The organism is Algoriphagus yeomjeoni (genome assembly GCF_049821175.1).
In the GTDB taxonomy this organism is placed as follows: Bacteria; Bacteroidota; Bacteroidia; order Cytophagales; family Cyclobacteriaceae; genus Algoriphagus; species Algoriphagus yeomjeoni_A.
The window spans coordinates 2399259-2411510 of record NZ_CP187512.1; the positions used below are offsets into that span (position 1 = coordinate 2399259).

The 12252-nt window shown below is 41.9% G+C and carries 10 protein-coding genes; 2 read left to right on the top strand and 8 right to left on the bottom strand.

Going from position 1 to position 12252, the window contains the following annotated elements; translation table 11 throughout:
• Positions 1 to 179: 179 nt before the first annotated feature.
• From ACPUEN_RS09530 to ACPUEN_RS09545, 4 genes are all read right to left on the bottom strand, one after another.
• On the bottom strand, positions 180 to 1529 hold the full coding sequence (locus ACPUEN_RS09530) for a Gfo/Idh/MocA family protein (protein ID WP_425640045.1): 1350 nt from the start codon (positions 1527 to 1529) through the stop codon (positions 180 to 182).
• A 28-nt stretch (positions 1530 to 1557) separates the two neighbouring features.
• Positions 1558 to 2217: a 3-keto-disaccharide hydrolase gene (locus ACPUEN_RS09535; protein WP_425640047.1), complete on the bottom strand. Its 660-nt coding sequence runs from the start codon at positions 2215 to 2217 to the stop codon at positions 1558 to 1560.
• A gap of 781 nt (positions 2218 to 2998) precedes the next feature.
• Positions 2999 to 5416, bottom strand: coding sequence for an ABC transporter permease (locus ACPUEN_RS09540; RefSeq protein ID WP_425640049.1), 2418 nt, complete (start codon positions 5414 to 5416; stop codon positions 2999 to 3001).
• 136 nt (positions 5417 to 5552) lie between these two features.
• A complete protein-coding gene (locus ACPUEN_RS09545) occupies positions 5553 to 7961 on the bottom strand; it encodes an ABC transporter permease (RefSeq protein ID WP_425640051.1) in 2409 nt (802 codons plus the stop codon).
• Between the two features lie 405 nt (positions 7962 to 8366).
• Here ACPUEN_RS09545 and ACPUEN_RS09550 point away from each other — a divergent pair, with 405 nt between their 5' ends.
• Positions 8367 to 9632: a sulfite oxidase gene (locus ACPUEN_RS09550; RefSeq protein ID WP_425640053.1), complete on the top strand. Its 1266-nt coding sequence runs from the start codon at positions 8367 to 8369 to the stop codon at positions 9630 to 9632.
• Between the two features lie 3 nt (positions 9633 to 9635).
• Positions 9636 to 10151 carry a hypothetical protein gene (locus ACPUEN_RS09555; protein ID WP_425640055.1) on the top strand — a complete coding sequence of 172 codons (516 nt, stop codon included), beginning with the start codon at positions 9636 to 9638 and terminating at the stop codon, positions 10149 to 10151.
• Positions 10152 to 10203: 52 nt separating this feature from the next.
• Here the strand turns inward: ACPUEN_RS09555 and ACPUEN_RS09560 are convergent, their stop codons facing one another.
• The 4 genes from ACPUEN_RS09560 to ACPUEN_RS09575 all read right to left on the bottom strand — a co-directional run bounded on the left by ACPUEN_RS09560 (position 10204) and on the right by ACPUEN_RS09575 (position 12072).
• Positions 10204 to 10743 carry a GRAM domain-containing protein gene (locus tag ACPUEN_RS09560; protein ID WP_425640057.1) on the bottom strand — a complete coding sequence of 180 codons (540 nt, stop codon included), beginning with the start codon at positions 10741 to 10743 and terminating at the stop codon, positions 10204 to 10206.
• 7 nt (positions 10744 to 10750) lie between these two features.
• Positions 10751 to 11224: a hypothetical protein gene (locus tag ACPUEN_RS09565; RefSeq protein ID WP_425640058.1), complete on the bottom strand. Its 474-nt coding sequence runs from the start codon at positions 11222 to 11224 to the stop codon at positions 10751 to 10753.
• A gap of 95 nt (positions 11225 to 11319) precedes the next feature.
• The gene (locus tag ACPUEN_RS09570; protein ID WP_425640060.1) at positions 11320 to 11532 is read right to left on the bottom strand and encodes a helix-turn-helix domain-containing protein; all 213 of its coding nucleotides are present in this window, start codon (positions 11530 to 11532) and stop codon (positions 11320 to 11322) included.
• A 3-nt stretch (positions 11533 to 11535) separates the two neighbouring features.
• Positions 11536 to 12072 carry a DUF2975 domain-containing protein gene (locus tag ACPUEN_RS09575; protein WP_425640062.1) on the bottom strand — a complete coding sequence of 179 codons (537 nt, stop codon included), beginning with the start codon at positions 12070 to 12072 and terminating at the stop codon, positions 11536 to 11538.
• Positions 12073 to 12252: the final 180 nt, after the last annotated feature.

Consider the following 12252-nt stretch of genomic DNA (forward strand, 5'->3'; position numbering starts at 1 on the left):
TATGCCATAAAAAAATGCCTCTGAATTAACTCCAGAGGCATTTTTTTACTTTTATCGGGTTCGCTTTCTCGAACATTTTTGTTCGCCAGCGAACAAAACAAGTAATCAATGATCAAGTTTCAAACTCAATGATCAATTCTTAAGGCTTTGGACTTTGTACATGGTACTTAGTACCCAAATTAGAATTCACGATACTTCCCGTCCAAAAACTCATTCGGTTCTTTTTCATCAAACTTGGCTTTTTTGCTATTCCAGTGCAATGTTTGATTTGGGAATCTACCTGCAATCACTCCAAGTAGAATCGTCTCGGTCAATCTCGCTGCATAAGAGAATGGCGCAGTAGTTTCCCCTTTGCCTAGACAAGCATCCACAAACTGATGGTAATGTTTCTTGCTCTCAGCATTATAATCCTTCACAGGCTTACCCAAATTGAATGATTCTATGTCCATTTCCACATACTTACCATCTACTATTTTTCGAGGTAACTGCTGGAAGTGAGGCAAAAGCAATCTGCCTTTTTCACCCATAAACATAGCTCCTTGGTCTGGTAAAGTTTCTCCATCTGGCAAAACTAAATCCAGGTGATTTGAGGGTGCTCCTCCGCCGTCATACCAAACCCATTTTAGCTTTTCAGCTGTATAATCAGTGCCTGGAAATTCATACGTAACTATATTGTGTTCAGGGAATCCAAAACCAGTAGGAAGACGACATTCGTTAAGGATGGTCTCAGGCACATCAAGCTGAAGCGCATTGTATGGCGTATCAAAAATATGTACGCCCATATCTCCTAGAGTACCACAGCCGTAATCCATGACCTTCCTCCAGTTCCCCGGATGATAAAACCCCTCCTTGTATGGACGCTCAGCCGCAGTTCCTTGCCATAGGTTCCAATCTAAGGTACTCGGAACAGGATCAGATCCCGTTGGTCCCGGACCATCATATCCCCAGTTTTTAGGAGACCATGCTCTCACCGTGTGTACTTTACCTATGATTCCTGACTGTATAAGTAGCGTCGCTAATTTGTAATCATAGAACGAGTGAACTTGGATGCCCATTTGAGTTACCAAATTCTTCTCAGCGGCCATCTTATTCATCGCTCTAGCCTCGCTCACATGATGTGTAAGCGGTTTTTGGCAATACACAGGCTTGTTCAATTCCATGGCCATCATAGATGCTGGCGCATGTGTATGATCAGGAGTAGAGACTATGACAGCGTCAATCTTGTCTCCCATATCCTTAAGCAATTCTCTATAATCCGCATAGGTTTTAGCGTTTAGATGTAAAGCTTTGGCTTTGGCTAGATTGATACCGTCCACATCACATAAGGCAACGACATCTACTAATTCATGTGAGGAGATTGCGTCCAAATCTGCCATCCCCATACTGCCAAGGCCAATGTGAGCAGTTCTTAATCTTCCTGCAGCATTCAGGTTGTTTAAAAACGAAGGTGCCAATGCAGCTCCAAATAAACCAATACCACTTTTTTTAACGAAGTCCCGGCGATCCATTACTGAAATTTTCTTACTCATTTTCTTATTGTAGTTATTTCTTGGTTGCTTATAATTCTTTGATTCTGATATCCTTAAAATAGACAACATCTCCATGCCCTAAAAACCCAATATGCCCTGAGCTTCTCTCCAAGCCTGGATGATCTTTATGATCTAATGTACCGTCTTTACTTGCTTCCAAATAATCACCTTCAAGAATGGTAGTACCGTTCACGATTACCTGAATTTTCGGATGGTTCACTATCACAGTTTGTTGGTTCCACTCTCCTACCGGATTCAAAAAGCCACGTTTGGCAGGAATAACTCCATAAACGGACCCATGATACTGGTAGACTTCAAGTTCCGCATACTTATCCGCGGTATTATCCAAAATCTGAAGCTCTTTGCCTACATAAGCAGCATCTCCTTCAAGTGGCGCATGAATTCCCAAACCATTATTGGCTCCTGGGGTTAGTTTGAACTCAAAGTGAAGAATGAAATTACCATATTCTTTTTCGGTGTAGAGATTACCTCCCCCTCCACCCTGCGGATCGATGACGATCATTCCATCTTGAGCTTTATAGGACTCCTTATTACCAACCCATCCTTCCAAATTAGTGCCATTGAAAAGTGAGGTGAAGCCTGTTTCAGTTGATTTGCTTTGGGCTTTTACCCCGAAAATTACTGCCAAAAATGTAATGGTAAAAAAGAAAGCTTTGGTCTTTGTCATGGTGATATCGAGATGAAATAAATCGATGATGGATAAAACGTTGGCACAATTTAACTTTTATGGGCAAATTCTGGTAGTTTAACTTAATTAAAAATTTTATTTACTCCTGAGGTTATTTATTGATTTTTTTGGAAAAGATGGAGAGGGAAGTCAGTACAAAGTAGCTAGTAACAAGTATCAAGTCTGCCTGAGGAATTGTATAAATGATATCTGGAAATGGTGCAAAGGCCAGGATTCAGAAAGGGCTACAAAAACACCGCACTTATGCTTTTACAATAATTAAGGCTCTCAGTCGAGCATTTAGGTACAGCTCTATGTAAGCTATATGTCTATGTGGTTCAAAAAACAAGTCAAGACTTCGAAAATCCTCTACCATAGGTTATATTTTTTGGCTTGTAGTATAAAAACTTTGCGCCGTTGCGCATTCGCAGGAAATATTTACCCTCCCTACGTTTTGGCGAGCCGTCATCATCTCTATTGACATCATTTCGGCCAAAACCCCGATTCGGCATACGATCCTATTACCCCAGGTTGAAACCTGGGGCTACAAAAACACCGCACCTATGGTGCTTTTACATTAATCCAGGCTCCTCATCTCTATGTGAACTATGTGTCTATGTGGTTTAAAAAAAACAAGTCAAGTCTTCAAAAATCCTCTACCGTAGGTTATATTTTTTGGCTAGTAGTATAAAAACTTTGCGCCATTGCGCCGTTGCGGAAGACACTTTGCATCGCAGTCCATCCCCACACTGCTCACTGCGACTGATAAATGCCTTCTAAGCTACTCGCTCTTCAACACCTTCGCAGGATTCGTTTGCGAAGCCACATAGGAATGAATACCAACGATGAGCAAACAAATTGCCATCACTCCCAAACCAGCCAAAGCAAATATCAAATAGGGCATATCGACTCTCGTATTGAATCCATTCAGCCAGTCATTCAGGAAATAATAAGCAGGGAAAACAGCAATCAGAAATGATACTCCTACCAAAATCATGTACTCTTTAGAAATCAGGAAAATGATCTGCTGCAAGGTGGCGCCCAATACTTTTCGGATGCTGATCTCTTTGGTACGCTGAGCAATCGTGAAACTGGAAAGTCCAAACAAACCCAAACAGGAAATCAAAATCGCCAAGGCACAGGCGAATCCCAACACATTTTTGATCTTCATATCCTCCTGATAGAATCGATCTATCTGCGTATCCAAAAAGTTGAAAGACGCTTCCTCATAAGGGTAAACTGTTAAGAAAATCTCCTCCAGTCGCTCCTTGGCCGCGGTCAAATTCTGATCAGAGTTTAGCTTCACATTGACTGATTGGAAGTAAGGAGCATTATAAGTGAATAATAATGGCCGGATTTCCTCACGCATAGACCTGGAATGAAAATCCCCTACCACGCCTTTGATCTTCACCTGCCTCTGACTATATCCGATTTCAGCTCCGATGGCTTCTTCAGGACTTGAGAAACCAGCCTCCTTCACAAATTTGGCATTGACCATGATTTCGTCCTCTCGGTCTATACTAGCCTCACCTGCCAAAATCGGAATGCCATTCACCCCTACAAAAGCCGAATCCACATTCATCACCTGAATCGAAAGCTCTTCAAAGGTGGTATCGACTGGCACCCTTACGATGGACGTCCACAGACTCGTTGAGGACGCCAAACTACCGCTCAGGCTGGTACGCTGCACCATCGCTTCCTGATTGTACCGATCCTGAAGTTGGAGCATTTTATCCGGATCAGACATAAATGGCAAGTGGGCATACAGCACCGCTTCCTTGTCAAACCCAAGCGGCTGACTCGTCACGTATTTCAACTGATAGTTCAGCACCAACACTAAAATAATAAAGGCTATGGAGGAGGAAAGCTGGATGACCGTAAGGTTTTTCCTCAGAAAAACACCCACCGAAAATTTCCCGTCTCGGGTCATTTCTCCCTTTAGCGCCCGCTGAGGATCATAATTGGAAAGAATAAACGCAGGGTAAATACCAGTGATCAAGGTCAACAAAACAGGGAATACTGTATAAAAGTGGATGTTCGTAAGCGAAAAGTAAGCTATCGCAAAATCCTGTGGCAGATAGGTAGAAAAAATCAACTTGAGCCCTTCCACAAAGCCCAAAGCCAAAAGCGTACTAATCAAAATAATTAAAAATGTCTCCACCAAAAACTGGGAAATCAATTGAATTCTAGTTCCGCCAATTGTCTTCCTAATCCCAACTTCCTTAGATCGGCTTATCGCCTGCGCAGTTTCCAAATTCACAAAATTCAAAGTTGCCAGCACCAAAATAATCAAGCCAATAAAAATCAAGCCTTTTAAAAATGTTTTGGAAACGTGGGTACTGCCATAATTGGGCTGAAAATGCATCTCTGAAAGTGGCTCAGTGAAAAAGCTAGTAGCATACTCGCCGTCATCCTCAGCCTCCATATTTTTTGCTATCAGAGGCTTAAAAGCCTTATCCACAGATTCAGGCGAGACACCGTTCGCAAGTTTGACAAAAAGCTGACTGCTAGAGTTTACCGAAGTCCAATCGTGCAAGCCGTACCACTCGAGCTGCTCTTGAGTCCGGATGGTACTCAGGGAAATAAAATCTTTGAAAATGAAATCAGTATTTTCAGTGTAATCAGCAATTACACCGGTGACTTTAGCGTAAATAGAATCTGAATCCACAAACATCAATTCCTGACCAAGCACATCAGACGCTTCAGAACCCGGAAAATACTTATGCATACTAGTTTCAGAAATCACCACAGATTCAGGTTGGACTAAAGCTGCTTCAGGATTCCCAGCAAGCCACTTTCTAGGAAATATCTTGAAGAAACCAGAGTCAGCAAAAGTGACTTCATTAGTCCTTCCAAACACCTTATCCGTAGATGGCAAAGCAACTAAAGCTTGATACATCGTATAGAGTCTTCCTTTTTCTTCCAAACCTGCTATCTCATCGGTAATCACTTCACCGAGCGGTCCCGGAGTTCCAGAATTAGGAAAACTCCCCCCATCTCCCCAATCTGTCAGGGTATTGATACGGAAGATTCTATCCTTATCCGGGTGAAACTGATCAAAACTATAGGAATGCGTCACCACATTGAATATCATAAAGCAGATTGCTATTCCTATAGACAAACCCAAAACATGAATAGTAGCTCTTAGCTTATTTCTTTGGAGGTTTCTCCAGGCTATTTTGAAGTAGTTTTTTAGCATTTTTTATGGTATTGAAAAATTGGAAGATTGCAAGATTTTAAAATTGATTTACAGTTTGTGGCTCTTGATTCTCGGTTTTTGGTGCTTGGTTCTTAAAACCTTGAATCTTGAATCTTGATACTCGCTACTTGCTACTCTATTCATCCTTCAACGTCTTCACCGGATTCATTTGCGTAGCACGATAAGACTGAGCTGATACAATCAATAAGGTGAACACAATCCCAGCGACACCTAAAACCCCGAAATTCAGCCAAGAAGGCCATTCTTTCACAGCAAACTGTTCAATCCAACTTTGCATAAAGTACAAACTCAGTGGTAAACCAACCATAATTCCCACGATGGTAATCACTAGAAATTCCTTATTAAACATCCAGGAAATACTCCAGCTTGATGCGCCAAGCACTTTCCTGATTCCGATTTCCTTGGTACGCCCTGCTATACTGAGTGCCGCCATCGCAAACAAGCCCATAGCTGCGATCAAAATTGCAATGCACGCCGCCAAAAATACCATTTGCCCGAGTCGCTCATCAGCCACATATTCTTTCTGAACTGCCTCATCCAGGAAACTAAAGCTGAAAGCTTCCAGTGGAAATACCTGCTCCCATTCGCTTTCAAGTAAAATTCGGAAAGCCTCAAAGTCAGTTCCATTCCCTTTCACAATTACCTTAGGATTGGCAGCAGAATTAATCATCAGCATATTAATACCGCTGAAAATAGTCTCTGGGCTTTTTGCTAAAACTATAGGCTCGATTTCCTTATAAAGTGAATTGTGGTTGAAATCCTTCACTACGCCTACGATCTCATGATTGCCAATCCTAGCACTGGGTAGCATTTCACCCAAGGGATCCTCCCAACCTAAAGCTCTGGCAAAGGTCTCGTTGATCAGTACTGCGCTGCTATCAGAGCCAGGTACCGGGTTCAAATCACGTCCTTTGGCCATCTCTAGCCCAAGCGTCTTCACATAATCCCCTCCTACAAAATTCAAACGGAAATTGAATTGCTCGTCCTCTGGTGTAGGAAATCCCCCATCCCAAAAAGCATCATCTCCATAGGTAGCGATGGTAATGCCTACGGATTGAACCTCAGACCTGCTAGCCAAAGCTTGGCGGTATTTCTCTGCCTGTGCAAATCCAGCATTAATTGAAGTCACGAAACTGGTACTCGGCACTTCTGGAACATCAACGATCACAACCATCTCTTGATCAAAACCCAAATCGTAATCACGGATCGCCTCCATCTGATTTACCATGATCAGTGTAGAAGCGATCAGCAAAAAGGAAATGAAGAACTGAAATGCCACCAAGCCTTTTCGAAGTGCCTGCTTTCCAAAACGAATAGACAGATTACCTTTCAAGACTTTGATAGGCTTCAAACTGGACATAAAAAATGCTGGATAGGCACCTGCCATGGCTGTGATCAAAACAACCAAACCAAGGATTATTGCTATTTGCGTAGTCCCATAAACCAAATCAAGTTGCTTTTCAAATAAATCATTGAAAGTAGGTAAAAGCAATTCTGCTAATAATAACCCCAAGACTAAAGCAGCTATAGTCGTTAGAAATGCTTCCGTCAAAAACTGGAAAACCAACTGCCCAAAATCTGCCCCCATAGTCTTTCGAACGCCAACTTCTTTGGCACGGGTAGTGGATCGACCAATCGCCATAGTGGTGAAATTGATGCAGGCAATCAACAGGATCAAAAATGCAATTCCAGCCAAAATCCATAGCAGTGAAGGTCTGGTAGACTCTACCATTCCTGAGTTCGGATTATCGGTCAGGTGCATCTCAGTGATTGGCTGTAACGTAAACAGGTAGGATCCTTCCTCATATTCCTCGCCTAGCATTTTCTTCATCATTCCCTCAACACCAGCTTCTACTGTTTCCTTGGACTCTGGATCATTGAGTTTCAAATAGGTGTCGCCATAAACGTTAAACCATGAATCCATACTCTGCTGATCGACGGTAAAAGCAAGATTTTCATCGTTCATCAGCATTTCAAATTGAATACTGGAATTCGCCGGCAAATCTTCCAAGAGCCCAGCCACCCTATACTCTTCATAGTTGTCCCCCATCCGCATCCGAATAGACTTCCCCATGGGATCACTATCACCAAAGAATTTCTCAGCGGTTTCCTCTGTAATTACAACCCCGAATTTATCCTGTAAAACCTGCTCTTTAGACCCCTGAAGAAGCTTGAAATTAAAAATATCAAGAAAATCAGGACTTACAGTGAGGTATAGTTGATTTTGAGTGGTTTCCTCATCCAAATAGGCCTGTGCTGATCCTCCCACCATTCGCGTAGCAAGCGTCACCTGAGGAAACTCCGCAGCAAAAGTAGGAGCAGTTAGGAGAGGTGTAGAAAAGGAAGATTGCTCTTCACCCTCTTCGATCTGATGACGTTCTACTCGGAAAATCTGCTCATTCTCCTGATGGAAATCATCAAAACTGCGCTCAAATTGTACGAAAAAGAATATGAGAATACTCACACCCAAGCCAAGGGTCAGCCCGATCAAATTAATCCCAGTGTGCAACTTGTTCTTGGACAAATTACGGATTGCGATTTTAAAATAGTTTTTCCACATAAAAGATGAATGCCAAATAAGTGTTCCTAAATGAAGTTCATGATTTGGAATAAATAAGCACCACCCCAAAAACATAGAATTTCACCTCTCCTTACCATCAAATTTCTGTGCCAGTAAAAAACTGGTAAAACAGGCTGAATTCACTTGATAAGCCATTCCATAGAAAAACCAATCGGACGATTTTGTCCGCTAGTGGGCAAAGTTTTTCAAAAAGTATTCGGTAGTACCAGCGATCAGTTTCTTTATCGAGACGATCGCACAAGGCAAAAATCTTTTTTAGCTCTGCTAATCAAAATAAGGAATGATTAGGGCATTACTCATTAAGATTTTTACTTTTAACTTCTAGGCACTTTTCAACCCAACTTCACCATGTCAAAAAACGACTCGAATAGCTCAATGAAAACGCTCAATATCTCTCAAGATAGAAGAGCTTTTTTGCAAAAAGGCACCTTGGCTGCGATGGCATTAGCTCTCGGAGTAGATATCGTCCATGCAGGGACCATGCCCGAGGGATATATTCCTGTGATGCTACCTGCCGATTTTGATCCCATGAAAGGGAAGGGTGAGGGAATGATCATTCGAAATGAAAAGCCATGGAATGTGGAGCCAGCACCACATCTATTGAATGATGCGGTAACTCCCTTTTCAAGTATTTTCATCAGAAATAATGGACTGATCCCAGAGGATGTAGATGCTGCAAAGTGGACTCTCACAATTGGTGGCGAGTCCGTAGTGAAGGAAAAAACTTATACACTTGAGGAGCTTAAAAAGAAATTCAAGTCCTACACGTACCAGCTCACTCTAGAATGTGGTGGGAATGGCCGGGCTGGTTTTTATCCTCCTGCCTCTGGCAATCAATGGGAAGAAGGAGCCGTTTACTGCTCAGAATGGACTGGCGTGCGATTGAAAGATGTGTTGGCGGATGTGGGGATAAAATCCGATGCAGTCTATGTGGGCTATTATGGAGCTGACAAGCACCTCAATGGAGATCCAAACAAGGTCGTGATCTCCCGTGGTGCTCCGATGGCAAAAGCCCTACAAGACGAGACGCTATTAGCTTTTCAGCTAAACGGCAAGGACATTCCTTTGGCGCATGGATACCCGCTTCGGCTGGTATGTGGTGGCTGGCCAGCGTCTGTCTCTGGGAAATGGTTGAATAAACTCGTCGTTAGAAACCAAGTGCATGATGGAGAGAAAATGATGGGTGATTCGTATAGAGTGCCAAAATACCCAGTAGCCCCAGGGCAGAAAGTACCAGATGAGGATATGAAAATCATAGAATCCATGCCGGTGAAATCAATTATCACCTATCCTAAATCCGGAGCGATGTTCGATACTACCAAAAAGCTGAACGTGCAAGGCCATGCTTGGGCAGGAGAAAATGAAGTAAGTGCTATGGAGGTAAGCACAGATTTTGGCGCAACCTGGAAAAAATGCAGTTTGAAAAGGCCCGCTAATCGGCTTGCTTGGCAGCAGTGGTCAATCGAATTGAACTTTCCTCAGAAAGGTTACTATGAGATCTGGGCGAAAGCAACGGACGATCAAGGAATTTCTCAACCTATGGTCATCCCTGGTTGGAACCCAAAAGGCTACCTAAACAACGCCTGTCACAGAATCGCTGTAAAAGTAAGCTAAGCCATGAGCAAATTACATGATAAAAACCCTTCCTCATCTCAAAAGGAAAAACGCAAACTCTTTGATGGGCTGATCAAGTCTGTCGCAGGACTGGTGGCAGTAGTTGTGGTACTGACCGGATTGGTTCTCGCAATGGTTTTCCAACCTGAAATTTCAGCAAGAATAAGCTCTTTTTCATCTGAAGCAACGACTGAAAACCCGCAACCCTTGACGGATATCTCGACCGAACTCGTGGATGGTAAAGATGTGGAAACTGGATTGCTTGCTGGTGATGGACTAGAACTGGTAAAGGCACACTGTACCGCCTGTCACTCTAGTGCACTGATTCTCCAAAACCGTTTTACCCGTGAAGGATGGCACGAAAAAATCGTTTGGATGCAAGAAACACAGGGACTTTGGCCTCTTGGGGATAACGAATCAATTATCCTGGATTACCTAGCGGCTAATTATGCTCCAGAAGCGCCGCGAGGAAGACGCGTTCCTCTTACAGATATTGAATGGTATGAGCTGAAGGAATAGTAAATCTTTATATATCGGGTGCCCGATGTAGGCTGAAAAATCAAAAGGAGAATTAATCAACTTTCAACTTCTCCTCCAATTTCACAATCCAATGTGCCCGATCTACTACAACAAAATCATGGGTAATTCCTTCGTGAGTTAAAATTCGCAAGCCATTATCTACAAGTTTGGCTGTCTTTCTAGCCGAAACCTCAGCTATACTTTCAAATGGAATAGCCGATTGGCCAGTCTGAATATTGAATGAATGGGATTTGAAAATCAAGTTCTGATCCGTAAGAAAAAGCTTCCCTCCTACAGCTTCGGCTCCCCTAAAAAGATTTGCCGGTCCTTCCATTTCTACTTCCTCACTGGGACTCAGCTCAGGATGAATAGACTTCCCGAGGCTATTTCCCAACTTCTTAAAAATGTAAGGAAACCCAATGGTCATAAATAGTCCTAAGAATACACTTTGAAAAATCAAGCTGGATAATGGCATAGCTTTGCCGTCCATGAAATAATGAATTAGATAAAGGCCCAGCATAAAAATGCCTGCATTGATAGCAAATATGACAAGTCGTTTTCCCCAAGTCATTTGATTAAGTTCAGTTACCATTTTCTTATTAATTATTTGTAGAATCCATTTCCTTACAGCCTTCTTTATCTACCGTATAAGACAGATTGATAATCTTCCAGTCACTCTCATTTTTTATAAGAGTAAAAACATCCACACCACAGTGCGAAAATTCTCCATTCAATCTAAACTCATACGGAACCCACGCCATGGCCATCCCTTCATGGATTTTTATATCCATTGATTTGGCAGTTTCTACGTATGAACTCTTGGATACGAGAGACTTTAGATCGTCACTGAAAAACCTCATTCGATTTCTAGCTGGCGTAACCGTGTTGTTCATGGTCCAGATCTGGCCTTCCATGAATGCTACTTCTTTCAGCAGCACAGTATCCTGCTTTTCTAAGGATTCGAAAAAGCGATTGACTGTAGTTCGTACAGCAGTCACTTCAGATCGATTAGTTTCCTGTGCAAAGCAATTTATACTGATCAGAAGCAAGAGAATTACTAAACTATTTTTCATGGATTTGGATTTTTTTTTGTTCTAATGTAAGGACACTTGCCATAAAATGGAATTCATTATTAGCTCTATTGGAAGTATAAAACATTGAAAACAAATCAATTTCCCTCATCCACAAATTCCAATAAGTCACCTGGCTGGCAGTCCAAAGCCTTACAAATTGCCTCTAGCGTACTAAAACGGATGGCTTTTGCTTTTCCAGTTTTTAAGATTGAAAGATTGGAAAGTGTCAAGTCAACCCGTTCAGAAAGCTCATTTAGCGAAACTTTCCTTTTGGCCATGACCACGTCAAGATTTACAATAATGGCCATACCCTAGACAGTTAACTCGTTTTCGTTTTGGATTTCTACGCCTTTAGCGAAAATAACTCCAATGACATAAACCACTGCAGCCATCAGGATAAAGGCTTGACTGTCCCCCCAGAATTGATCCAACACATCCATAGAATAGCCATGATGTTTGAGGTTCTTAGCCGTTTGCCTCGCAATATAACTCAACAGTCCAATAGAAAATGTGTAGTAACTGATCTGCAAAATTTGCTTCGAGACCAATTCATTGAAGGGTTTTTGCAGATTAATTTCTGTCACCAGCTTGATCACTATGTAAAATAGCACTGCTTTCAGTATGGCAATGGAAATGATAAAACTATACATCCCAAAGAATGCCCATTTGCTTCGTTCATAAATTTCGCTTAGATCCAGCCTTTGGTAAAGCTTGGACACGAAGTCTGGATTGTATAAACTGAAAAAGAAATTCACAAGCAAGCCTCCTGCTTCTATACAAAGGCCAACGAAGATGACCCAGGCAATAACCCTCAGTCCTTTGAAAATGAAATTATTTGTTTGTGACATAACTGTGATGGATATAATTATGTCACAAGAATACTAATTATTTATTGTTATTCAATAAATATGAACTCTTTTTCAATAAATATTTAGTGAAAAGCATCTAATAATTAAACTACAGCCTAAAAGCTGCGGTTTTTCTGAATTAATAAAAGTATCCCTCTCGAAAAGGAAATGAAGTGCCTC